Source organism: Dawidia soli (assembly GCF_018598185.1).
GTDB lineage: Bacteria > Bacteroidota > Bacteroidia > Cytophagales > Cyclobacteriaceae > Ohtaekwangia > Ohtaekwangia soli.
The window spans coordinates 132,392-156,847 of record NZ_JAHESC010000004.1; the positions used below are offsets into that span (position 1 = coordinate 132,392).

25 protein-coding genes are annotated in these 24,456 nt (G+C 53.9%); 12 read left to right on the top strand and 13 right to left on the bottom strand.

Annotated features, from left to right (window positions below; all coding sequences use genetic code 11):
• The first annotated feature begins 257 nt into the window (after positions 1-257).
• From KK078_RS04210 to KK078_RS04220, 3 genes are all read left to right on the top strand, one after another.
• Positions 258-812, top strand: a complete 555-nt coding sequence (locus KK078_RS04210; RefSeq protein WP_254088997.1) for a TetR/AcrR family transcriptional regulator — start codon at positions 258-260, stop codon at positions 810-812.
• Between the two features lie 33 nt (positions 813-845).
• Positions 846-1,355, top strand: a complete 510-nt coding sequence (locus KK078_RS04215; protein WP_254088998.1) for an HPP family protein — start codon at positions 846-848, stop codon at positions 1,353-1,355.
• Between the two features lie 187 nt (positions 1,356-1,542).
• A complete protein-coding gene (locus KK078_RS04220) occupies positions 1,543-1,926 on the top strand; it encodes a lipocalin-like domain-containing protein (RefSeq protein ID WP_254088999.1) in 384 nt (127 codons plus the stop codon).
• Between the two features lie 299 nt (positions 1,927-2,225).
• On the opposite strand, the gene KK078_RS04225 is transcribed toward KK078_RS04220, so the two are convergent.
• The 8 genes from KK078_RS04225 to KK078_RS04260 form a co-directional block, all read right to left on the bottom strand.
• On the bottom strand, positions 2,226-2,552 hold the full coding sequence (locus KK078_RS04225) for a hypothetical protein (RefSeq protein ID WP_254089000.1): 327 nt from the start codon (positions 2,550-2,552) through the stop codon (positions 2,226-2,228).
• 370 nt (positions 2,553-2,922) lie between these two features.
• A complete protein-coding gene (locus KK078_RS04230) occupies positions 2,923-3,588 on the bottom strand; it encodes an alpha/beta hydrolase family protein (RefSeq protein WP_254089001.1) in 666 nt (221 codons plus the stop codon).
• 4 nt (positions 3,589-3,592) lie between these two features.
• A complete protein-coding gene (locus tag KK078_RS04235) occupies positions 3,593-4,003 on the bottom strand; it encodes an OsmC family protein (RefSeq protein WP_254089002.1) in 411 nt (136 codons plus the stop codon).
• 37 nt (positions 4,004-4,040) lie between these two features.
• Positions 4,041-4,484, bottom strand: a complete 444-nt coding sequence (locus KK078_RS04240) for a hypothetical protein (RefSeq protein ID WP_254089003.1) — start codon at positions 4,482-4,484, stop codon at positions 4,041-4,043.
• Positions 4,485-4,521: 37 nt separating this feature from the next.
• Positions 4,522-5,793, bottom strand: a complete 1,272-nt coding sequence (locus KK078_RS04245) for an ABC transporter permease (protein WP_254089004.1) — start codon at positions 5,791-5,793, stop codon at positions 4,522-4,524.
• A 17-nt stretch (positions 5,794-5,810) separates the two neighbouring features.
• Positions 5,811-6,452 carry an ABC transporter ATP-binding protein gene (locus KK078_RS04250; protein ID WP_254089005.1) on the bottom strand — a complete coding sequence of 214 codons (642 nt, stop codon included), beginning with the start codon at positions 6,450-6,452 and terminating at the stop codon, positions 5,811-5,813.
• A 114-nt stretch (positions 6,453-6,566) separates the two neighbouring features.
• A complete protein-coding gene (locus tag KK078_RS04255) occupies positions 6,567-7,781 on the bottom strand; it encodes a THUMP domain-containing class I SAM-dependent RNA methyltransferase (RefSeq protein ID WP_254089006.1) in 1,215 nt (404 codons plus the stop codon).
• 200 nt (positions 7,782-7,981) lie between these two features.
• Positions 7,982-8,740 (bottom strand): biotin--[acetyl-CoA-carboxylase] ligase, encoded by a 759-nt coding sequence (locus tag KK078_RS04260; protein WP_254089007.1) that lies wholly within the window; start codon positions 8,738-8,740, stop codon positions 7,982-7,984.
• Between the two features lie 48 nt (positions 8,741-8,788).
• Here KK078_RS04260 and rsfS point away from each other — a divergent pair, with 48 nt between their 5' ends.
• The 3 genes from rsfS (at position 8,789) to KK078_RS04275 (ending at position 12,183) form a co-directional block, all read left to right on the top strand.
• Positions 8,789-9,160 carry a ribosome silencing factor gene (rsfS, locus tag KK078_RS04265; protein WP_254089008.1) on the top strand — a complete coding sequence of 124 codons (372 nt, stop codon included), beginning with the start codon at positions 8,789-8,791 and terminating at the stop codon, positions 9,158-9,160.
• Positions 9,161-9,225: 65 nt separating this feature from the next.
• A complete protein-coding gene (gene ftsH, locus KK078_RS04270; RefSeq protein ID WP_254089009.1) occupies positions 9,226-11,289 on the top strand; it encodes an ATP-dependent zinc metalloprotease FtsH in 2,064 nt (687 codons plus the stop codon).
• 108 nt (positions 11,290-11,397) lie between these two features.
• A complete protein-coding gene (locus KK078_RS04275) occupies positions 11,398-12,183 on the top strand; it encodes a UDP-2,3-diacylglucosamine diphosphatase (protein WP_254089010.1) in 786 nt (261 codons plus the stop codon).
• 53 nt (positions 12,184-12,236) lie between these two features.
• Here KK078_RS04275 and KK078_RS04280 read toward each other — a convergent pair whose 3' ends face one another.
• Positions 12,237-13,106: a hypothetical protein gene (locus KK078_RS04280; RefSeq protein ID WP_254089011.1), complete on the bottom strand. Its 870-nt coding sequence runs from the start codon at positions 13,104-13,106 to the stop codon at positions 12,237-12,239.
• Between the two features lie 209 nt (positions 13,107-13,315).
• Here KK078_RS04280 and KK078_RS04285 point away from each other — a divergent pair, with 209 nt between their 5' ends.
• From KK078_RS04285 to KK078_RS04310, 6 genes are all read left to right on the top strand, one after another.
• Positions 13,316-14,125 carry a hypothetical protein gene (locus KK078_RS04285; protein WP_254089012.1) on the top strand — a complete coding sequence of 270 codons (810 nt, stop codon included), beginning with the start codon at positions 13,316-13,318 and terminating at the stop codon, positions 14,123-14,125.
• 127 nt (positions 14,126-14,252) lie between these two features.
• Positions 14,253-15,644: an NHL repeat-containing protein gene (locus tag KK078_RS04290; RefSeq protein ID WP_254089013.1), complete on the top strand. Its 1,392-nt coding sequence runs from the start codon at positions 14,253-14,255 to the stop codon at positions 15,642-15,644.
• A 272-nt stretch (positions 15,645-15,916) separates the two neighbouring features.
• Positions 15,917-17,260, top strand: a complete 1,344-nt coding sequence (locus tag KK078_RS04295; protein ID WP_254089014.1) for a sigma-54-dependent transcriptional regulator — start codon at positions 15,917-15,919, stop codon at positions 17,258-17,260.
• Positions 17,250-18,605, top strand: a complete 1,356-nt coding sequence (locus KK078_RS04300) for a sensor histidine kinase (protein ID WP_254089015.1) — start codon at positions 17,250-17,252, stop codon at positions 18,603-18,605. Before KK078_RS04295 ends, KK078_RS04300 begins: the two co-directional genes overlap by 11 nt.
• Positions 18,606-18,694: 89 nt before the next feature.
• Entirely contained in the window at positions 18,695-18,937 is a 243-nt protein-coding gene (locus tag KK078_RS04305; RefSeq protein WP_254089016.1) for an acyl carrier protein, read from the top strand.
• Positions 18,938-18,992: 55 nt separating this feature from the next.
• On the top strand, positions 18,993-19,901 hold the full coding sequence (locus tag KK078_RS04310) for a diacylglycerol/lipid kinase family protein (RefSeq protein WP_254089017.1): 909 nt from the start codon (positions 18,993-18,995) through the stop codon (positions 19,899-19,901).
• Positions 19,902-20,987: 1,086 nt separating this feature from the next.
• Here the strand turns inward: KK078_RS04310 and KK078_RS04315 are convergent.
• The 4 genes from KK078_RS04315 to KK078_RS04330 all read right to left on the bottom strand — a co-directional run bounded on the left by KK078_RS04315 (position 20,988) and on the right by KK078_RS04330 (position 24,444).
• Positions 20,988-21,662, bottom strand: a complete 675-nt coding sequence (locus KK078_RS04315; RefSeq protein WP_254089018.1) for a hypothetical protein — start codon at positions 21,660-21,662, stop codon at positions 20,988-20,990.
• Between the two features lie 75 nt (positions 21,663-21,737).
• Positions 21,738-22,271 carry a lipid-binding protein gene (locus KK078_RS04320; protein ID WP_254089019.1) on the bottom strand — a complete coding sequence of 178 codons (534 nt, stop codon included), beginning with the start codon at positions 22,269-22,271 and terminating at the stop codon, positions 21,738-21,740.
• A gap of 20 nt (positions 22,272-22,291) precedes the next feature.
• Positions 22,292-22,942, bottom strand: coding sequence for an immunoglobulin-like domain-containing protein (locus tag KK078_RS04325; protein ID WP_254089020.1), 651 nt, complete (start codon positions 22,940-22,942; stop codon positions 22,292-22,294).
• Between the two features lie 26 nt (positions 22,943-22,968).
• The gene (locus KK078_RS04330) at positions 22,969-24,444 is read right to left on the bottom strand and encodes a SusD/RagB family nutrient-binding outer membrane lipoprotein (RefSeq protein WP_254089021.1); all 1,476 of its coding nucleotides are present in this window, start codon (positions 24,442-24,444) and stop codon (positions 22,969-22,971) included.
• Between the last annotated feature and the right edge of the window lie 12 nt (positions 24,445-24,456).

Sequence of the window (24,456 nt, forward strand, 5' to 3'; positions counted from 1 at the left end):
TTTTATGGCTTACAAACAGCCACAATTGTCGGAATAAAATGTCTGATGCGAAAGAAAATATTATCCATGCGGGTTCCATAAGAAGGATCACCGGCAACGAAAGGAATCGAAGGAATTAAATTCCGAAACGCCAATAGCCATGCCGTGATTTAAGCGCCATGCATCCTAAAACGTTTTCGGACGCCGTTTAAAAATAAAAAACAGACAGACTTGTCTGTACACAACCCTTCCTCTACTTTTGCCGCCCTATTCTTTTTATGACCACGTACGACGTCACTGCCTTGTCGCCCCGCGACAGGATCTTAAAAACTACTTTTCGTCTCTTCCACGGGCAGGGATACAACGCTACCGGCATCAACCAGATCATCGCGGAAGCCGATGTGTCGAAGGCGAGCCTGTATCAGCACTTCCGTTCCAAGGAAGAGTTGTGTGTCGAGTTCCTGAACCAACGCCACGACTTTTGGTTCGCGGCGTTGCGCGGGTTTACCGACAAAGCAAAGACCCCAAAAAGCAAAGTCTCTGCGGCGTTCCGGTTCCTCCACGATATGAACACACGCGAGAACTTTCGCGGGTGCGCCTTTCTCAACATCGTGTCCGAAATAACGGAAGACGCCATTTCCATTCGACGAGTCATTCAACAGCACAAAGAGGATCTGCGCGTATTTTTCCAGGACATCCTGCGCGCCGAGCATCCTGCGCTGACCGATCACGTATATCTCTTATTTGAAAGCGCCCTGGTAGAAAGCCAGGTCTTTCGCGATCCGTGGCCCGTAGACAAAGCCAACAGTATCGCTACGCGCCTCTTCGCCTGATTCCTTTGACGCCAATTTTTTTACTATACAACCATGAAACGCTACATTGTCAAATTCCGAACACGGGAGCAAGTACCCGGCTCTCCACCACCCTCACACATTGTCTCCTCGGCCCTGGGCGCGCTCATCGCCATTTCGGCCGTAACACTGCTGACACAGACCACCGAAATTCCCTTCATGATGGCCCCGTTCGGCGCCACGTGCGTGCTGGCCTTCGGTGTGATCGACAGTCCGTTGGCTCAACCGCGCAATATCATCGGCGGTCACCTGATCGCGGCCTGTATTGCCGTGCTCTGCGCCTACCTGTTGGGTAATACCTGGTATTCACACGCTATCGGTGTAAGCGCTTCCATCGCGGCCATGCAACTGACCAAAACAGTGCATCCGCCCGCGGGCGCAACCCCCCTGGTAATAATTTTTGCACAGCCGCACTGGACATTCATTTTCTACCCGGTGCTCACGGGTTCGCTGGTGATTGTGATCATTGCGCTGCTGTTTAATAACATTTTCAGGACGCGGAGGTATCCGCGGTATTGGAGATAGCTCATTGCTGTTTGTTGCATGCCTGATTCGCAATTCACTATGATTCAGGCTTGCACAAGCATGCCGGCGGGATCAGGTGCCCGCCCCGTCAACCAACTTCACAAATGTTGATACTTTGCGTATATTTAAGCCGTTAAAACCTGAGTTGCCGATGCTGGGGATATCTTGTTCCAGGAACATTACATGTATGATTGCGTTTTTATGGATGCTTTTGGGAGCGTGCAGTAACGATGACGCAGGACCATCGTACAGTGAACTGTTGGCAGGAACCGACAAAAAAACGTGGCGCATATACTCCTCCACCTTATATGGCAATGATGTGCTGGACGAGTGTTTCCGGGACGACGACTGGATCTTCGAACGAAACAGCAACGTCACCTGGCGAAATACAACAACACTTTGCACGAATCAGCCGGAAACGCAAAAATCCACATGGAAGATTTCTGACGACGGCCAGTCGTTGCGTTTCTTCAGCGGTACATACAGGGTCCTGTCGCTCACAGAGGACAAAATGGAACTTCAGTTCCCGCGGCGCGGAGAAAACTATGTCGACGTTTTTCTGAAACAGTGACACTCCTCCCCCCGGATCACCCGTATCATTCCCGCAGATTACCCGTATCAAAGCCGTACGTAAAGCATACCAAAGCCGTACAAAAGGTATAGAAACGCCCACCCCGCACACCATTTAATGGTGCCACCTGCCATTCATGGATAATCGAGAGCAATACCAAATCCCCTAATGGCAGCTCACAGGATTCCACTGGCTTTCCCGCCACGGTAGATCGATCTTGTATTATACTTCATCATTAGTATGGCAAAACAAAAAGGCATTATCAAGCTGATTGGTAAGATCGGCGATATAGTATACTACTACGACCGGATCCACGGGTACCTGGCGCGAAAGGTTACGTCTGTCGATGCTGAACGCATCCGCAACGACCCCGCCTTTGCCCGCGTGCGGGAGAATAACGCCGAATTCGGCCATTGCGCCTGGATGGTCAGGCTGCTGCGCGCAGCTTTTAAACCGCTCTTCGCCGGTATAGCCGACACCCGCATGACCTCCCGGCTGACACAAGCCACGATCGCCGTCATGCGATCGGACGTCACCCGCCCGTCAGGCCAACGGAGGCCTGAGCATGGTGATACCTCGTTGCTCCAGGGATTCAGCTTCAATAAATACGCTTCCCTGGAAACCATACTCCAGGCCGATTATCACGCAGGCTTCGACAAAAAGGAAGGGAAGTACGTCCTCGCCATTACGCCTCAACCCGGTAGAAAAATGGTGAAGGCCCCGAAAGGCGCCACACATTTCCGCCTGGTTACCGGCATGGCCACCATCGATTTTAAGACGGGCAAGTATATACTCGACACCATCCAGTCGGAAGAGCTGTCGGTACGAAAAGTTACCGAAGCACCGGTCACGCTCACCAGCCCATTGACCCCAGCGGCTGGAGGGGGCGTTTTTATAACGCTGGGCATCGAGTTTTTACAATGTGTGAATGGGGTATACTGCCCGCTGCAAAGCAGTGCGTACAATGCCATGACCCTGGTGCACGCAGAAACGATCTTACAAGCCGTCGAACCACCGGCGTGTTTCGGCTGCCAGGATGCTGATGACATCCTTCTTTCCCGCGGCAAAAGCGTGGTCCGCGCCTTCGATCTTTACGAGCGTGGCCGCAGGCAACGTCTTGCACACCGCTTCGATCAACGGCCACTCCGCCAGCGTATCGCGCGTGCCTTGCAGGAACAGCATCGGCAACGTGACCGCGGGCAGGTGGTCTGCCCGGCTCGTATCAGGCTTCTTGGGCGGGTGGAGCGGAAAGCCATAGAACACAATACCACGTAGGAACGCTGGCGCTTCTGCCGCCGCGTAGTGCGACGTCATGCGGCCGCCAAAGGATTTACCACCGGCCAGCAACGGTACGCCGGGGTGCTGCGCATGCGCATAGTCTACGACGCGGGCTACCGTTTCAGCGGCCAGCGGCGCTTTGTCCGGCAGCTTGCGGCCCTGCTCCATATACAGAAAGTTATACCGCACGGTACCGATACCGTGGTCTGCCAGGGCGTGTGCAAGCGACTCCATAAAGCCGTGCAGCATGCCTGCCCCGGCGCCGTGGCCGAGTACCAATAACGCTGCCATGTCGGGGGGGATGATGGTCCGCACCGAAACAGAACCGGCACCAGGTGAGATCACCACGGTGCCGGCAACTGGCGTGTACACGCGTGAGGCCATGGGGTTATGCCAGTGAGGCCTCGAGGGTGATGTTGGTCTTCAGCAGTTGCGAAATGGGGCAGTTCGCTTTGGCATCCGCGGCAGCGGCGTCGAATTTCTCTTTGCTGATGCCGGGCACCTTGGCTTTCAGCACGAGGTGCGACTCGGTAATAGAGCCGTTCTCGAAGGTGATGACACACTCGGTGGTGAGCTCTTCGGGCGTAAAGCCTGCTTCGCCCAACACAAAGCTCAGTTTCATGGTGAAGCAGCCGGCGTGTGCCGCGGCCACCAGTTCTTCGGGGTTGGTGCCGACGCCTTCCGCAAAGCGGGAGTTAAACGAGTATTGTGTCTTGTTCAACACAGTGCTCTGCGTGGACAGGTGGCCATTGCCCTCTTTTCCGGAGCCATTCCAAACGGCTGTTGCTCTTCTTTTCATAGTATATATAGGGGTTGATTTGAAAATAACGTCACGTCTATTTATTCACCACGACGGCCTCTTTTAAGATAAAGTTGACATGGTCCATGTCGTCGGGGTTCAGCACCAGCTTGCCCTTGACGGTGATCACATCGTCTACCTGGAACCGTGACGGCGATTTGGTGAAGTTCACCTCCACCACCGACTCGGGCCCGCCGCCTCCACAGAAGAAACACTGGCTCTGCGGATACTTGGACAGGATGATGTACTGGCTGTCTTCCGGCGCAAAGGGAACATAATACCCCTCTACCGTAATTTCCTTTCCTGCCAGGGCCTTAAGCTCGGCAGGAAAGTTCGGGAAGAAAATGTATTCGCCCAGCTTTTCGTTGTATTTAGGCTCGAATTTCGTTTTTGCGAATTCATGCCAGGCATCAAATTTCGCCTGCGCCAGGACGCTGCCCGCCAGCAGCAACAGTACACCGAACATACTCCACTTTTTCATATCTCTGAATTTACATTTTTCGATTGAACATTCATCCCTAGTGCCCCGCCAATACCTTCGATATATCGGTACGATAGGCCTGTATCGCCGGGATCATGGCACACACCAACCCCAACAACAAACTTCCGACCAGAATGATCCACTCCTGCGGATAAAACACCCAGCCGCTGATGCCCGTGCGCTGCGCTTGCTCGGCCATGCCGGCCAGCAACATGACCGCTCCGTGCCCCGCCAGCAGCCCCAGCACGCTGCCCGCCAGCGTCAGGAAACCTCCTTCCAGGAGAATGGAGATAAACACTTTGGTGCGTGTGGCTCCCATCGAGCGCATAATGGCCAGGTCGTAACGTCGCTCTTTGAGCGAGTTGTATAATGCTATAAAAATACTGAGGCCCGAGATGATGATCAGCACATACGCAAAGCCCATGAGGATGTCCACCCCTACCCCGAGGATCGAGAACAGACGCGCCGTCTCGAAGGCGGGAGAGGCTGCCTGCAAGCTGCTTTGCGCATTGACGATGCGTGGCAGCTGGATCGCGCCCATCGGCGAACGATACTGCAACAGCATGGCCGTGATCTCTTTTGTCGAGTCGCCCTTTGCCACGGTGGGGATAAGCGGCGACGGTATAAACGTCGTGCCGTGTGCATGCTCTTCTTCGCCATGCGTTTCATGCCCGTCTTCTTCCTCTTCGCCATGCTCTTCGTGTACTTTCCACACGCTCTCGATGTTGGTCAGGATCACATTGTCCAGCACGCTGTTGGATGGTTTGAGGATGCCCACCACTACATATTGATGCTCCTCGTGTGCGTGGCCGCCTTCGGATAACCCGTGCGCGCTGGCAAAGTGGTCACCCAGCTTCAGCCTGGTGAGCTCGGCAACCTTAGCGCCCAGCGTTACCTGCAGGTCTTCGTTCCACCATGCGCCGGCGGCCAGCTCGCCGTGGTACAGCTCGGCATAGGCACGGTTGGTTCCGATGATGCGGTAGGTGTTATAGCTGTCGCCCAGGGCGAGCGGTATCGCTTTCTTTACAAGGCGGTTTTTGGCAATACGCTCGGCTTCGAAGAGCTTGATGTTGCCGGTCGGGAAGTCGATGTGAAAGATGTTGCAGAGAATGATCTGTAGCGGACTGCCCTTCGCACCGACGACCAGGTCGATGCCCTTGGCGTTCTCGGTGATCTTCTTTTCCAGCTGCTGGCTGAAGAGCAGCAGGATGGTGATGACGGCAATGCCCAGCGACAGCAACAGGATATTGATGGCGGTGTTCAGCGGCCGGGCTTTGAGGTAATTCCAGACAAGTGTCAATAAGCTCATGGGTGTGGGATCGCGGGTTACGGAGCTGTGGTAAGGTCTATGCGGTTGCTGATGCGGTCTTTGAGGCGCTGGTCGTGTGTGGCGACTAAAAGCGTGGCGCCGTTCTGGCGGGCAACGTCGGTGAGCAGCGAGATGACGCGCTCGCAGTTCTTATCGTCCAGTGCCGACGTGGGCTCGTCGGCCAGGATGATGGAGGGCTTGTTCAGCACCGCCCGCGCGATGGCTACCCGCTGGGCCTGGCCGTGGCTGAGCTCGCTTATGCGGCTTTTCTTTTTCTCTTGCAGCCCCAGGCTCGCCAGCACCTGGTCGATGCGCGCGGCGTCGATGGGCAGGCCCGCCAGGTAGGGCGAAAGCGCCAGGTTCTTTTCTACGGTCAACGCGCTGATGAGGTGATTACGCTGGAAGATGAAACCGATCTGGCGACCACGAAAGTTATCGAGGGCTGCCTCCGACAACGCGCTCAGCGCCGTGTCCTGGATGGAGACCGTGCCGTGATACTGGCGCAGCAGGCCGCCGATGATATGCAGCAGCGTGGTCTTGCCGCTGCCCGATTCGCCCAGCAGCAGACCGTGCTCGCCCTGGGGGATGGAAAAATCCTGGAATTGTATGGCCCGGGACGTACCGTCATACTGGTAAGAAAGGTTGCGCACGGAGATCATACCGACGTGTTTGTTAAGACCCGTAAGGTAAACGGGGCCGGCAAAATAAAAAAACCACCCGGGATAAGCGGAAAGAATTTGTTAAGCTTTCACCCCGGATCGCTATCGGGTCACTCAGTTTTCCGGGTTTCTCATTTCTCCCTCGCGCTCGCTCTCACGTTCACTCTTTTTTTGCTTGGTGCCTGCATACAGCTCGTATTCCAGCAACCGGCAGTCGAGCTTGGCGGTGTAGAACTCGATGCGGCGGCTGGCGCGCAGGCCGATCTTTTTGGCCAGGTCCAGGTTGCCGGTAAAGATGTAGCCTGTATAGCCCTTGCACTGCTGCTTGAGAAAGTCGCCGACACGGGCATACGTTTCTTCCAGCGCCTGTACCTCCCCCAATCGCTCGCCGTACTCGGGGTTGAAGTATACTACGCCGGGCTGCTCTTGCGGTACGGTCGTTTTCGCGAAGTCACCGCGCTCGAAGCGGATGAGGTTGGCGACACCGGCCAGGCCGGCATTGGACTGCGCTACATTTACGGCGTCGTCGCTGATGTCGCTGGCGATGATCTGCAGGCCCGGCACATCGTGCACACGCGCGTCGAGCTGTTCGCGCTCTTCGCGATAGTATTTTTCGTCATACCCCAGCAAATGCATGAACGCATAGTTGTCGCGGTACAGACCCGGTCGACGATCGGTCGCTAACAAGGCCGCCTCGATGGCGAGGGTGCCCGAGCCACACATGGGGTTTACGAACGGCGACTGACGATCCCACTTGCCGGCCAGCAACGTCGCCGCCGCCAGCGCTTCGAGCATAGGCGCCTTGCCGGGCACCTTGCGATAGCCGTGTTTGGCCAGCGTATACCCCGAGGTATCGGCAAAGAGCTCGCCGCGGTCGTCCTTCCAGTACAGGTGCACCACGGTCTTGTCGAGGTCTGGTCCGGAGTTGGGGCGACGCGCGGTGTTGCGCCGGAAGCGATCGACGATGGCGTCTTTTACCTTGACGTTGGCAAAGAGCGGTGTATTGATGGTGAAGTGATCGACGTTGCTGGTGACGGTGAAATAACCGTCGGGTGTCATGATGTCTTCCCAGGGGAATTTAAAGACGGCATCGTACAGCTCTTGCGGGCTGTCGACACGAAACTCTTTCAAGGAATAGTGCACTTGGCTGGCGCAACGCAGATTCAGGTTCAGGCGGATACAATCGCGTACGGTGCCTATTAGCTCCAGGCCGGTTTGAAAGACCCGCTCGGGTTCGTAGCCAAGGTCGCGCACTTCCTTTTCGAGATAGGGCGACAGGCGCTTGTTGCAGGTGATGACGATGCGGCGGGATTCCTGGAATACGTTCATAGGCCCGCAAACTTACGGGAATTAATTGAGTTCAAGGTGCTGGGTATGGGGCCTGGGTGTGGAAGGCGGTCAGGAGACCGCCACCATACGCGGCACCGGTGACACACCTCCGCTTCGCTCGGTGTTTAACACCGGCGCCAGAGTCTTCGTCTTCGCTAACGTCGCGCGCATGGCACCACTTTCATTCACTAACCATTCCATCAATAGACAAACTCAATCTCCTTCAGCGCAAACGCCCGCATCCCTGCAGCCGTCTCCAGCAACAATCTTCCCGCCTCGTCGATCCCTTTCACGGTTCCCTCAAACTCCTCGCCCCCAGCTTTGAACGGCCGCACTTCGTCCAAACCAAAAAGCGCCCGTTCATAATCTTTTTTGAGTTGCGCCGTTTTGCCCTGGCGCAGCGCCAGGTACCGTTGTTCGAGTGCGACCAGGAGTGTATCCAGAACATCCTGCAGGGCATATGCCTGGCCGCTTACGGTACGCAACGACCCGGCCCGGGGGGAACTGAAGTTGGCCTGGTTTACGTTTAACCCAATGCCTACGACAGCATGGGCAAGTGTGGAGCCCTGAATGCTGTTTTCGATGAGAATCCCGCACACTTTACGGTCGTCGGCCAGCAGATCGTTGGGCCATTTGATGTGGACCGGTTGTTGCAGAAAAGCAGATAGGAAATCGTATAAACCCAGCGAAATTGCCATATTGAGGGAATATTGCTCGTGGGGGCGTAAAAACGCAGGTTTCAGAATGAACGAAAAGGTAAGGTTCTGCCCCGCATGTGCCTCCCAGCTATTACCCATCTGACCGCGGCCGGCGGTTTGGTTATCCGTGATCACCAGTGTACCTTCCGGGGTTGACGGCTCCTGGCAGAGTTGCAGGGCGTGCGTGTTGGTAGAGTGACATTCCGGCATAAAAACAAGGTTCTTGCCGATGAAAAGCGTATTGGCAGGGATTTTATACAAGGTATTTTGTTTAGTTTTGAGGGTTAATCCAAAAACGAAGATAGTTTAATGGCAAAAAAACGGAAGGGGGCCAGTGCGGAAAAGCTGAGTGAGGTGATCGTAAAAGGCATGCAGGAAAAAAAGGCGGTAGACATCGTCGTGATGGACCTCCGCAAAGTAAAGAATGCAGTCGCAGATTTCTTCATCGTTTGTTCCGGTAACTCCGATAAACAGATAGATGCCATTGCTGACTCCATTGATGAAGAAGTCTTCAAAGCTCTGAAGGAAAATCCCTGGCACGTCGAAGGAAAAAACAATAAAGAGTGGATGCTACTCGACTATATTGATGTGGTAGCCCACGTCTTCCGCAAGGACCGGCGCGACTTCTATGCCCTGGAGCGCTTATGGGGCGATGCCGACATTACGGAAATCGAGGACTAAAGAACTAAATGTCCTGCGCCACGTTATTGAGTAGATATTTTGAAAAAAACTGATCGTAAATAGAAATGGCCGACAAACAAAAAGAGAATAAACCGCTGTTACCTACTAAACCACCGCGTGGCAATTACCAGATCTGGGTGATCCTGGCGACGATCGCCGTCATCTTCGGGGTAATGTACTTCAACTCCACGAATGGTCTGAAGGAGATCGACCTTGACGGGCTCAAACAGATGGTGAAAGCGGGCGACGTTAAAAGAGTCGTTCTGGTAAATAAAAAATTCGTAGAAGTAACGCTGACGTCGGACGCGTTGGAAAACGCGAAATACAAAAGCATGCTGAATGAAAATCCCATCGGCGGCTCAAACTCGTCGGGACCTCATTTTGTCATTCAAATTGTAGATGCGGGCAACTTCGACCAGGAGTTCCGCGCCTTCAAAGATAAATTACCGGACAGCGCCAAACCGGAGTACAAGTCGGACGAACGTGGCGACTATGTAGGCCAGCTCTTCCAGTGGGGACTGTTGTTCCTCCTCCTCTTCGGTTTCTGGATGCTGATGCGCCGCATGACAGGCGGTGCCGGCCCCGGGGGTCAGATCTTTAACATCGGCAAGTCGAAGGCTGCGCTGTTCGACGCCGAAAACAAAGTAAAGATCACCTTCTCGGACGTCGCCGGCCTGGACGAAGCCAAAGAAGAAGTAAAAGAAATCGTCGACTTCCTGAAGACGCCCAGCAAGTTCACCAAGCTGGGTGGTAAAATTCCCAAAGGCGCGTTGCTGGTAGGCCCTCCGGGTACCGGCAAGACCTTGCTCGCGAAAGCCGTCGCCGGCGAAGCCGGTGTGCCCTTCTTCTCGCTGTCGGGTTCCGACTTCGTAGAAATGTTCGTGGGTGTCGGTGCGGCCCGTGTACGCGACCTGTTCAAGCAGGCAAAAGAAAAAGCACCGTGTATCGTATTCATCGATGAGATCGACGCCATCGGTCGTTCACGCGGCCGCGGCCAGCTGCCCGGTGCCAACGACGAGCGTGAGAATACCCTCAACTCGCTGCTGGTGGAGATGGATGGTTTTGCTACCGACTCGGGTGTGATCATCCTGGCGGCCACCAACCGTCCCGACGTGCTCGACTCTGCGCTGTTGCGTCCGGGTCGTTTCGACCGCCAGATCAGCATCGACAAACCCGATATCGTAGGCCGCGAGGCGATCTTTAAAGTACACCTCAAGCCGATCAAACTGGATCCTACGGTCGATCCGAAAAAACTCTCAGCACAGACCCCGGGCTTTGCCGGCGCGGAGATCGCCAACGTGTGTAACGAAGCGGCGCTCATCGCCGCGCGTCGCGATAAGAAAGCCGTCGACATGCAAGACTTCCAGGACGCCATTGACCGCGTGATCGGTGGCCTCGAAAAGAAGAACAAGATCATTTCGCCGGAAGAGAAAAAGATCGTGGCGTTCCACGAAGCGGGCCACGCGGTGGCAGGCTGGTTCCTCGAGCATGCCGATCCGCTGGTGAAGGTCAGCATCGTACCGCGCGGGGTTGCCGCGCTGGGCTATGCGCAGTACCTGCCCAAAGAGCAGTTCCTGTACCAGACCGAGCAGATGATGGATGAAATGTGCATGGCCTTCGGTGGTCGTGCCGCAGAAGATATTGTATTCGGCAAGATCTCCACGGGCGCCCTGAGCGACCTGGAGCGCATCACCAAAATGGCCTACAGCATCGTGACCATTTACGGGATGAACAAAGAGATCGGTAACATGTCGTTCTACGACTCGAAAGCCAACGACTATTCCTTCCAGAAGCCATACTCGGAAGCTACTTCGGAGAAGATCGACCAGGAAGTAAAAAGCATCATCGACGGAGCGTACGAGCGTACAAAAGCCCTGCTGAACCAGCACCGCAATCACCTGGATGTGATCGCGAAGGAGCTGCTGGAAAAAGAGATCCTCTTCCAGGCCGACCTGGAAAGACTGATCGGCAAGCGACCGTTTGAAAAGCTGACGACGTACCAGCAGTTCACCAACGGCCAGGGTAAGTATGAGAAACAGGCTCAGGAAAACCAGCAACCGGGCGTAGACCCTACCCCGACACTGGAAGGCGACAAGCCCGATGAGCTGCGCACCGCGCCGCTGGCGTAACACAGCATAAACAAGAAACTAAAATAATCCGCTTATTTTTGAACTCAGGATCGACAGGTCCTGAGTTTTTTATTTATTGTAGCGGAAAGTATCCCCCTATTCCAACAGATGCCCGAGAACATTTCGTCGCTCCACCACAAGAAGATCTTCTTCGCCTCCGACTTTCACCTGGGTGTGCCCACCCGGGAAGATAGCCTGCAGCGCGAGCGGCGCATCGTCCGCTGGCTGGACTCGATCAAGGACGAGGCCCACAGCATCTACCTGCTCGGCGACATCTTCGACTTCTGGTTCGAGTACCGCCACGCCATCCCCAAGGGCTTCATCCGCCTGCAAGGCAAGCTGGCCGAGCTGCGCGACGCCGGCATCCCCATCATCTTCTTCACCGGCAACCACGACATGTGGATGTTCGATTATTTTACCGAAGAGCTCGGCATCCCCATCTACCGCGCCCCGCAGGTACTGACGGTCGGCACGCAACGGCTGATGATCGGCCACGGCGATGGCCTCGGCCCCGGCGACCATACCTATAAATTCATCAAGAAGTTCTTCAACAGCCGCATATGCCAATGGTTGTTTGCCCGCATCCACCCCAACTTCGGCATCGGCATTGCCAACTACTGGTCGCGCAAGAGCCGCATCAGCAATATCAAAAAGCAGGAAGACCGCTTTGAAAAAGCAGAGAACGAATACCTGTGGGTATATTGCACGGAGGTGGAACAGAAAGTACACCACGACTTCTATATCTTCGGCCACCGGCACCTGCCGCTCGACCTTCCGATCGGCGAGCACGCGCGGTATATCAATATCGGCGAGTGGGTGAACTTCAATACGTATGGGGTGTATGACGGGGAGGCGGTGGTGCTGAAGACGTTCCCAAAAGATTACGAGCATTAGCTTCTTAACGAATAAGGCTCCGATTTTATCGGAGCCTTATCGCCGACCACCTACTATAGCAGTTTATTATCCACCAAATACTGCGCGATCTCCAGCTCCGCCTTATTCGGCACAGCCACCTTGATCTCAAAATCTTTCACCGCCAGGTTTGAATGGATCGTTACCGGAAAACTGTTCCCCACCGGGTAGCTGAACACCGATGACGCTACCAACCCCACCGCTACAGGTGTTTCTTCCAATTTCTCGTCGCCGTATGTGAACGGTTTGTCATTCTTACGCTGCAATGTATAGACCGCCTCGCCTGTCAGGCGTGTGACGATCGTCACCAGGTATACATCGCTTTGATACGCGTCCTGCGTACGGGTGATCGAGCCGTCTTTCTCTTTGACTTCCTTTACATTCTTCAGCGTTACTTTTGCTTCCGTCGTGCGGGGGACCGGGTAATACGCCTTGAGGTATTCGGCCATGCTCTTCTCATATTCAGCAGCCTTCTCGATAGTGGCCGCGCCGTCGAGCTTGAGGAACGCTGCTTCTGCCGCGGGATCGACGGCATTGTTCACCACCAGGTCTTGCGTAAAGCCTTTTGTTACCAGGTTATAGATCTTGTCTTTGCGCGTGGGCGGATAGGCCTCGTCGTGCAAACGAACGATGGACTTACCGCTGCCGATGAACCGCACGGTATATCCGAACAGGTTCCTGAACTTCGGGTTGGCGTTCGGGTATTTCCAGGTCCTGATGGTAAACAGCGAGTCGCCGTTAAGAGAGCTTACCGTCAGCCGGGCGGGCTCCATAAATTTGGATGTGCCCGTGATCTGTGCATACGGTTGCTTGTCCTTGAGCAGGACGTCTTTTTTGATGTCGAACTGGCCAAAGCCTTTTATACCGGCTGCCAGCACGAACGATAGGGTCAGAATTTTTCGCATGATTGTGTGAAGTTAGCGTACTTCAAAATAACGCACTTTCCTTTAATAGTACTCCGGGAAAAAGGTTGAAGTCATGTAAGAAACCTGGGGTTATTGCCGGATCTGTCCTTTGTGTATAAGATGCACTATAAATTTTCCGCTGAATTGTACAATTCTATATACCCCGGCGCACGTCGCAGTCTATTTTTGCGTAGGTTTGTCCGGACCTGATGATCGTGAAAATAATGCGCCTTTCGACACTTCCTATCATGCTGCTGCTGGTGAGCACTTCCCTCCTGGCGCAGAACCCTAAGCTGGTAGCAGTAACGTTACCGGACAGCGTCACGGCCGCGTTCATCGACCGCCCCGGCGAGCTTTACGTGCAGCTCCACAGCGGCCGGCTGCTGCGTTACGACAAGGACGGCAACCTGCGTGCCAGCGCACAGGCCACTACACCGCCCACACTCTTTGACCCGCGCGACGGCGCGCGCCTGTTTGCGTATTACCGCGCCGGCCAGCAGTATACATACCTCAACCCCGCGTTCGAAGCGGGCATCCTGAACCCCATCGATGCGGCCTTCGCCGGGGACCCCTGGCTGGTCTGCGCCTCCGGCGACTACAACGTATGGATACTGGACGCCGCCGACTGGAGCCTGAAGAAGATCGACACACAGAAAGGCATCGTATCGGTAGAAACACCTGTAGCCGGCGTTGCCGCCGACAAACGCGAAGCGATCACCTATATGCGCGAATATCAGGGCTTCCTTTTCCTGCTCGAGTACGGCAAAGCGCTGCACATGTACAGCAGCATGGGCAAACACCTGCGCACACTGGCAGCACCGGGCATCCGGTATTTTAACTTCCTGGGCGAAGAGGTGTATTTCGACACCCACGGCCGGCGTCAGCTGTTCAACCTGTTCGGTGCCAAATACTACTACGCCGAAGGCCTGGTGCCCCAGGATTTTGTTCTCCAGAGCGATGAACGCATGTACATCATCGACGGCAAGATCCTGGAAGTTCATCCGCTGCAAAAGCCCTGATCGGGTTCGCACCCACCGTCTGCGGCGACCGAATCCGAACGGTATCGCATTCACGTAAGATTACCCTCCCTTTTTGTCCGCACTGCCTGCTGCGGGTGCGTTAGCTTTGCAACAATTCAAAACCCTTATGAAACACTATCTGAAGATTACCTTCTATGCAGCATGGCTGGCCTTTGTGTTGATCGCATGCTCGGAAGATGAGAATGACAAAGACGATAACAACCCGGTACCCGGCCAGGTCTCGTTTGTAACGACCGAGACGGTCTACGGCGGTGCGAACGACTATATTACCGTTACCATCGACGGATACCAGGACGTGATCATTGACAACCGCTTGTTCCACACCCTTTATATCAATGGCAAGAATGTTCCCGCCACGGTGGTGCCAGGCTCGCAATCGGGCACGGTAGTAGACGTTACCCTACAGGTACCATTCGCGGTAGGCTCCGGGCGGATCGAGCTGCAGGAAGGCACGGAAAAGATCCAGGGGCCGATGTTCGAGTATACACCGCGGTATGTACGGTTCTCCTTTCCGCAAAGCATCGGCGCATCCCTCACCCGCTTCACAGACAGCACGGTGATCGCCTGGGATCCGCTGTTTTTCGACCGGTTCAACATCATTGAATTCGCCGGCGTGGTCGATGATCCGAATAATGGCAGCTATCCGGCCGCAAAACTTCTCCGGCAAAGCCGGCCGCTGACCATTCCGGATCAAAGCGAAGGGATGTATAAGATGATCCCCAACATCGGCATGGCCACGGCGCCTAACCAGGACGTATTTTTTGCACAGCGATATTCAATCCCGGGCAGCGCGAACATCCGCAATGAGCTGATCTCCACCGCAAGCGACTTCGAGCATGCCCTGTATGTCGAAGGCTATGGAACCGCAGACTTCAATACTATCATCGATGTAGAGATCGACAGCAAAGGAATCATGTATACAGTTGAATCCGGGAAGACGTTTATCCGCAAGAACGATACCGGCAGCATCAGCACGTTTGCCGGTTCCACTGCTACCGGGCACGTAGACGGCACGGGCGCCGCCGCGCAATTCACCCAGGTCTCGGCGCTGGCGATCGACAAAGCCGATAACCTGTACGTGGCAGACGGTTCATACATCCGGAAAATCACGCCCGGCGGTGTCGTGACCACGCTCGCCGGCAGTGCTCAGGCCGGCAACGTCGATGGCAAGGTGTCGGAGGCGCGTTTCAGCAACGTAACAGGACTGTTCATGGCGGCCGACGGCAAGCTTTATATTGCCGATACCGGAAACGGAAAGATCCGCGTGCTCGACACGGCCGGTAATGTCAGAACGCTGCGTGGAACCGTTGCGCTCCTGGAAGAGACCGCAGAAACATTTCACGTCTTCGCAGACGCCAAAGGCAATATCTACACCATATCACCCAACAAAACCTACGAAATGACGGTGTTCGTTCCCGAAAATAATATGTCGCAAACGCAGTTCGGAAGGACGCACGAAAACGGCACGTACGCATTTACATTGGAAGAGCAGGACTAACCGAACCGGCGTCCGCCGCTTTATCCGGCCTCTGCAGCGTGTTCCAGCGTTGCAGAGGCCGGTCTGTTACAGGACGTTCAATTCCGATCGGAGTGCCCGGAACGGCTTTTTTAACTGTTCATTTTTGAACATATTTGTGCAGAGCAGGACACCTGTACCAGCGTAAACGGGCCTGAATGACCGTTTTTGTTACTGGCATAGATTTTCCTGCAAGCATTATCCACACCTAAATCATCCTTACTCACGTGAATTCTGAAGGCGGCAAAATTTTAATGATCGATGACGATGAAGATGTACTCCTGGCGGCGAAGATGTTGCTCAAAAAGCAGGGGCATCATGTGATCATCGAAAAGAACCCGAAGAAGATCCCTTTTCTGCTCAACAACGATACGTATGATGTCATTCTGCTGGACATGAACTTCAGCAAGGACATTACCAGCGGTAAGGAAGGTTTTTACTGGCTCGAGCAGATCCTGGCGCACGACCCCGCGTCGGTGGTGATCATGATCACTGCTTTTGGCGATGTGGAGATGGCGGTACGCGCGCTGAAAGCCGGCGCCACCGACTTCATCCTGAAGCCGTGGCAGAATGAAAAGCTCATTGCCACGATCTCGACGGCCATCCGCCTGAAACAGTCTTATAAGGAAGTAGACAAGCTGAAGAAAGCCAAGGAGATGCTGGAAGAGCAGATCAGCCGCCCCTTCGCGGAGATCATCGGCCAGAGCAAGGCCATACAGGACGTGTTCCAGCTCATCGACAAGGTGGCCAAGACCGACGCCAACGTGCTCATCCTGGGCGAGAACGGTACGGGCAAGGAGCTGATCGCCCGCGCCATCCACCAACGCTCCCTGCGCAAAGACAACAGCTTTGTGTCCGTAGACATGGGCGCGATCACGGAGACGCTATTCGAAAGTGAGCTGTTCGGACATAAAAAGGGCGCCTTTACCGACGCCCGCGAAGACCGCCCCGGCCGCTTTGAGCTGGCCAACGGGGGGACGCTGTTCCTGGACGAGATCGGTAACCTCAGCATGGCGTTGCAAAGCAAGCTGCTCAGCGCGCTGCAGTCGCGGCAGGTAACGCGCGTGGGGGCCAACCAGGCGATACCCGTAGACATCCGGTTGATCTGCGCCACCAACATGCCGCTGCACAAGATGGTGCAGGAAGGCACGTTCCGGCAGGACCTGCTGTACCGCATCAACACCGTAGAGGTGCAAGTGCCGCCGCTGGCCGAGCGCGTGGAAGACATCCCGATGCTGGCCCAACACTATTTGAACTATTACGCCAAGAAATATCACAAGCTCGTGAACACCATCGCCCCCGAAGCTCTCGACAAACTCAAGCGCTATGCGTGGCCGGGGAATATCCGCGAGCTGCAGCACGCCATCGAGCGGGCCGTGATCATGACCGACCTGACCAGTTTACAAGACAGTGACTTCCTGCTGAGCCGGGCGCTGTCTTCCGGTCCGTCTAACAATACCCTCAACCTGGACGAGGTGGAAAAGACGGCGATTGTAAAGGCCCTCAACATGCACAATGGAAACATTTCCAAAGCGGCAGACGAGCTGGGGCTGACGCGCGCCTCGCTATACCGCAGAATGGAGAAGTATGGAATTTAACTGGCGATCGGCGGTAATTCCCCGGGTAGCCTTTCTGGCGGCCTCGCTCTTCCTGAGTTGTGTATTTATACTCAACGACACCAACTGGCTGTACGCCGTAGTGTTTATCGGGCTGAGCCTGCTGCAGATCAAGCTGCTGGTAGAATACCTCGATCGCACGCGTACGAGCATGGCGTCGTTCTTCGACTCTATCCAGTTCGACGACCTCTCCTACTCATTCAAGACCACCAGCACCGACCCCGACGTACGGCGCCTGCACCAGGAGCTGAACGAAGCGATGCTGCGCATGCGCAGCGCCCGCCGCGAAAAGGACTCGGAGTTCCTCTTCTTTAAGAACATCGTGATGCACGTCGGCATCGGCCTGATGGTGTTCCGCGAAGACGGCACCGTGGAGATCTTCAACAGCGCCGCCCGCAAGCTGCTGCGCGTAAACCGCATTACGCACCTGCGCGACCTCAACAGCGTCAGCGAAGTGCTGGTCAATGTCTTTACCCGCCTCAAGACCGGCGGCCGCGAGCTGACCCGCCTCAAGATCGGCGAAGAGATCGTACAGCTTTCCATTTACGCCATCGAGCTGACCCTGCGCGGCGAGAACGTCAAGCTCATCTCCCTCCAGAACATCCAGAGCGAACTGGAAGAAAAGGAAATGGAGGCCTGGCAAAACCTGGTGCGGGTGCTGACACACGAGATCATGAACTCGGTCACGCCGATCTCGTCCCTGGCCGGTGTTGTAGAGGAAGAGCTGAAGCCGTATATCAAAGAAGACGACGAGAACCCCGCGGCACTCTCCAAAGATCAGCTCAGCGACATTCACCTCTCCCTGCAGACCATCAGCAAGCGCAGCGAAGGCCTGATCCACTTCGTAAAAGAATTTCGCAGCCTGACGTCCATACCCAAGCCGCGCCCTTCGCAGATCGAAGTCCACAACATGCTGGAAGAGCTCACCATGCTCCACCGCAAGGAGCTGAGCGAGCGTGGCATCCAGCTGAGCATTTCCGTCTACCCCGACGACCTTACCATTACCGCCGACAAGAACATGATCGAGCAGGTGGCCATCAACCTGCTGAAGAATGCCATCCAGGCCTTTGAAGACCAGGAGCATAAGACGATCACCCTGCGCGCGTACCTCAACGAAAAGTCCAGGGCCGTCATCGCCATCAAAGACAACGGCACGGGCATAGACCCGGAGGCGTTGGAGAAGATCTTCATACCGTTCTTTACCACGAAGAAGACCGGCTCGGGCATCGGCCTCAGCCTGTCCCGCCAGATCATGCGCCAGCACCAGGGCACGTTAAGTGTAAAATCGACCGTGGGCCAGGGCACCGAGTTCTTTATGCGTTTCTGACCCGCCATGCCGGCCCCCTGGGGGGCTCCCATAAAGATTTGTAGGCAAAATTCGTATTTAATACATTTACGAAACATTTGGAACGCGCTATGCAAGATATCCCCCAGAAGGTCACCAAGATATTGACGGAAAAACTCGGCATTGCAGAGTCGGAGATCACCCCCGAAGCAAACTTTGTAAAAGACCTGGGCATCGACTCCCTGGACTATGCCGAGATCGTGATGGAGTTCGAGCAATCGTTCGACATCCGCATTCCGGACGACGACGCCGAGAAGCTCCAGACCTATGGACAGGCTGTCAAGTACATCCAGGACAAGGTCAGCAAAAAATAAATCCCGCTCGTTCCCGTCACCGGGAATGCAGGCAACGGTCCTACCCTGCTGCGCCGTGAACACTCCAGGAAAGAAGGTACTCTTCATCGTCAACAAGTACGCCGGCACGGGCTACCAGCCCGCGGTGGAAGGGCGTATCATCGACGCCTGCGAGCAGGCCGATGCCGAATGTACCATCGAGTTCACCCGCGCCGCCGGTCATGCCGTGGAGCTGGCCGAGCAGGCTCCCCAACAAGGTTTTGACTTCGTCGTGGCCGTAGGCGGCGATGGCACCATCAACGAGGTAGCCCGCGGCGCCCTGAAGGCCAACATCCCCATGGGCCTGATCCCCCGCGGCTCCGGCAACGGCCTCTCCCGCCACCTGGGCATACCGTTAGGCGTAGCCGATGCCGCGAAGGCCCTTTTCCAGAGCACCATCGTGCCGATGGATGCTTTTACCGTCAACGGCAAGCTCTCCCTGAATGTATCGGGCATCGGCTTCGACGGTCATATTGCCAATCTCTTTGGCGGCACGAGCAAACGCGGATTGGCGGGGTATGCGAAGCTGACGATGCAGGAGTTCTTTGCTTTTCGGGAGTTTGAGGCGGAGATCACCATCGGTGCGCAAAAAAGTACGGTTAAGGCTTTTATTATTGCTATCGCTAATTCTTCTCAATATGGTAACAATGCGCGCATCGCGCCACGCGCGTCTGTGACGGATGGGTTACTGCACGTTAATACCATGAAGAAGGTGCCCGTATACCGCGTGGATTTTATCTATAATATGTTCGCCGGGGATGTTGGTAGGACTTCGTTCTGCGAGGTGCAGGAGGCTGCGTCGCTGGTTATTCGTACGTCGAAACCCGTGGCCTATCATGTGGATGGCGAGCCGAGTGGGCACAATACGGAGTTTAAGATTGATGTGCTGCCGGGGGCGATTCAGATTCTGGCGCCTGTCGTTGGCAAGCGAGTAAATAAACGGTAATTACAGGATGTCGAATATGGGACCAATGGACGACGGCCCATAGCTGCTTAACCCCTCGTTATTCTTTTTAAAATTATCTACACTAATTATACACTGAAAAAAGCCACGGATATTGGCTATCCGTGACTTCTTTATATATTTTCTTCGCGTCACAATTTCCACCACCTTACCTAAGAGCAGAAACCGTTATCAAATAGAGTATTACCAAAAGGCCGCAAAACAGCAACGACAGTTTAAAACCAATAGCAAATTCAAGTTTGCCCATAGATCTTGACACCAAAAATCCAATAACCGCCGTTGTTATCAAAACTACCAAGTATATTGCCATCGATTCAATCAAAACGTCGATCACATCGGTGAATTGGCCGACCAAATCGTTACTAATGTCAGAGACATAGACAATCCCAGCAAAATATCTTATAATCAAAAACAGAAAGACTGAGAAAAGGACAAATAATAGAAAAACCTTGTATCTATTCATTGTTTTTTTTTGCATTATTCACAGCTATTTTTTTCATTCGCCTCCTTATGACCGACCCACTCACCGGTTGTGCCTATCGGGATCGCTTGCCCGACATATGTAAGCGCCAACGGAATTTTAAGATCACCATCCCCAATTGTATACAATGGGATGTTCAACATCGCTGTACCCGAAGCCAGATTCACCTGGGGTTCAACTTGCGCCCATGTTTTGCAACATATGCACAGCAGAAGCACGAGGATAGTCTTATTCATATGAATTATTATCGGTAGCGTTGACAGAGCAATTACAATGCAGACATCAAACAATTAATATAACCTGATTTGTCGCAATCTAACGGCAACGTTGCATCGCCATAAAAGATTACACACATCTGCGTGTCAATATTACATAATATCCGATTCGCTTCGGTGGCTAAATAGTGTAAAAAAGTAGTCGATCGTTTGCGAGCAGAATGATCTTTGTCCGTTTTCCGTTTGCAGACGGACTTTTTCCACAGGTTGCCATTTACGGTTTCTCACCTGATCAGATGACGGTTTTTCAACAAAAAAACCACGAGGGTTAACTCGTGGCTTTAAAAAATGGGACACCGCAAACTGCCTTGCCTAATTTTCGTTAGCAAAACGTACAATCTTCGCGAGGTCTTCTTTCTTTTTATACGAAAGACGATTGTCCTTAGCATATTTTTCGATCTGGTCTTCGCGTCCTTGAAAATTATCTACAACCTTCTTTCCGGCCCTGGTCACATTCGTCGCCTGGCCATCTCTCACTAAAAACAAATCTTCTTTCTTCACGGCTTTGTCACCACGGCTACCAACGTCCAGCGCTGCATTGTAATTACCTGCGATAATGTCTACCGAAGGCTTTGCATAGAGTGACGTTTTACCTGTAGCCAACACTTCGACCAGGCCGGTGAGGCCTGGTACCTGCTGGCGATTGGCATTTAAAAAGAGCTGTTTGCGAGGCACCACGGCAAGCTCGAAACCTTTGATCTTGGAAAGACTGGCAACCTTGATTCCGGCGTCGGTGTTGATCTCGAGCAAGCTATTTTTAACGTCGTATTTCAGTGATAGGTCTTTGAGGGTATCACCTGACAGCAGCATGAGGGTACCATAGGTCCAATCATCCTGCAGGTAGACGCTTTCGATCTTTTCGGGTTTGGGTTGGAATTCGTTATAACCACCGGAAGTGCGGTCTACGACGCGATCGGCGCGCATGTCGCCCTGGGCAAACGTTGTCAGGACGGGAATAGTAAAGAGAAAAGCTGCTATAAACCGCATATGTTAGGTATTAAAAAAGGGGCCGAAATATAGCCCCTTTTATGTTAAAACAATCAAATGGTTTATGTCGATTGACTAAAAATCGTCTTCTGTGAAGCCGGTGCGTCGATGACCTTGCACGACAAAGGTTGTAGCGAACGGCGTTGTATCATCTTCGAACTGGATCTCGAAATAGATGCTGTCCGTTTTTACACCAGTTCTGGATTTACCGCCATCGATAAAGATTTGACCGTTGAGGACGTTGACTTTGATGTCGTACAGCTCGCCACCCGGAGTAGCCGTGCTGGTCACCTCGTCAGCCGAAAACTTCTTCGACGTAGGGTCGATCTGAGTCTTAATTTTATACGTCCAGAAATTCCCCCCGGCGGCGGTCGGATTGACAAAGTCAGAAAGAAGCATTTCGGTGTTGACGTTAGCCGCGGTGTTCGAGGTAATGATCTCGGAATAGCCACCCCCTGCATCTTCGCCGTCCACCGAGTAGGTTACCCACCACTCCCCGGCTATTTCTTGTCCTGCGGTGCGTCCGATGCTCGGATCATCAGAATCACAGCTCAACAGAACCATGCCCGAAAACGCTGCCAGGAACGTTCCTATTAGTATCTTTTTCATATTGCGATTCAATTGAAAGTCTATTTTTGTTTATTAAAGTTTCTAAGCGCAGTGCCGTAACCGGGGTTGATCACAACCCAGTGATAGGCCGAACCATCTGCCTCTACGGTAGCATTCTGTGCATAGAACGGATTGCCCGCTACTAACTGATACGGTACACCTAACACGCCGGGCGCATAGTGATAAAAGTTAACCGTAGTTGCAGGACCCGGCTCTTTTACACCACCGATGTTATCGGTTTGATACAAGTTCGCCTTGCCTGCTACCTTTGTCACCGTCGAAATGCCCTGGTCACCCGCATCGCGCTTATACTTACCGGTCAGGTCGCTGCCGGCGACGTCCGGCGAGATCACGCCTACATACCGATATTGCGTAGCCGGAAAACCGTCTCTGTTCACAGCGGTATATTCGATGACATACACACCGGGTACATTGGGATTCACTACGTCTCCACCGGTTGTAACTTCGATCTCCGCACCTTCTTCGGTTGCTTTCACGCCGGGTTCTGTCCAGGTTCCTCCTTGCGGAATGCTGTTCCACTGATCACCGGTCAATGTTATCTCGGCATAGTATGTTATTTTCGATACTCCTCCTGTCGATTCTTCGTCGCATCCGTACAGGAGCGCCACCGCCAGGAATAAGGCCGAAACTATATAGAATCTATGTTTCATTGTTGTTGTCGTTAATTGTGATTACGCTACTTCTTATCCCACCAAACTTTGGTTGTAATCGGCACCTGCGGCGGCGTATTGGGGTTTCTGTTGCGTTCCGTCTCGGGGAACAACAGGCGTTTCGGATAGTTCCCTACGCCGGTCACACCACCAATGGGGTATACCAGGTCGCCCGGCTCGTAGCCTTCGTCATCATAGTTAAGACCTTTGAACTCCGGGTAACCCAGACGGTTGCGTTCGAAGAACGCTTCCAGGCCTTCGATGCCGGCCAGGGCCGCCCACTTCTGTACGGCAATGGCTTTCAGGTTCTCTTCCAGGGTGCCGTTGGGATAGTCGTAAGGACCTCCGTCATAATAATCTTCTGCACCTGTCGCAATACCCAGTCGCTCGAAGGCTACTTGAATACCGGTTTCATACAATCCCTGGGCAGCGCCCGTGCCGGGGCCCATGCCGCGAGCCGCTACTTCGGCCTGCAGGAAGAGTACCTCCGACAACGACATGAAATACAGGGTATCGGTGGGACCGATCATCGCTGTAGAGATATCGTTCGGAACGATCTGAACCGTAGAGGCTCCGAAGTTACCCTGCTCAATGCCTCTGAAACCTTTAGCGCCTTCGTTGAACAGTTTCTCTCTGCGCAGCGTATCGTCATTGATCGTCAAAAAGTCCATGAAGGTCTTGCTGGCTTTGATATTTTCACCGGTATTCAATTTGCGTCGGTCAGCTTCGTAGAGCGGATTGCTCTTGTTCTCTACATTGTCGAATTGCGACATGGTCGCGCTCGTCGTAAGGAAATTCGCGCCCCCGGTATACAGCGCTTCGATGCCGCTCTGCGCTACCGCAGGACGGGCATAAATCTGGCGCAGGTAGATTTTCAGCTTCAGGGTATTGGCAAATTGAATCCACCGATCTACATCTCCACTAAACAGCAGGTCTTGCTTGCCGGGATCGGTATTGGTGCTTGCGTCAAAGTCCCTGCCCAGCGCGTCATCGATGCGCACAATAAGCGAATCGTATACCTGCTGTCCAGGCCGGAAATGCGGGTGTTGAACAACATTTCCCTGGAGGGCTTCGTCGAACGGAATTTCATCATAAATATCGGCCAGCATCTGGTATACATAGCTCTGCATCACCGTGCTCATGAGGTATATGTTCCAGTCGCCAGTCTTTTTAGACTCTGTCCGGGCATATTCCAGATCCCGCAGGGAGCCGCTATAGAGCTCGTTGAAATCCGGGTTCAGCGTAGACTGCTGAACGATGTAGGCATCGAAGTTCTTATATTGGTTCGAGCCGTTGTTCTGCGCCCAATACTGAACCCACATGCCACCCATGATGTTGTAGTTGCTGCCCAGCCGTGCACCGGCTGACGCGATCCCTGCCGGCAAAGCCAATGCAGGGGTATTGGTAGGTGCGTTGTTCGGATCTTCATTCACGTCCAGAAAATCGCTGCAGGACGCGAGCGCGGCAGTACATGCCGTTAAGAATATCGCTATCTTTTTCATGATCGTAATCTG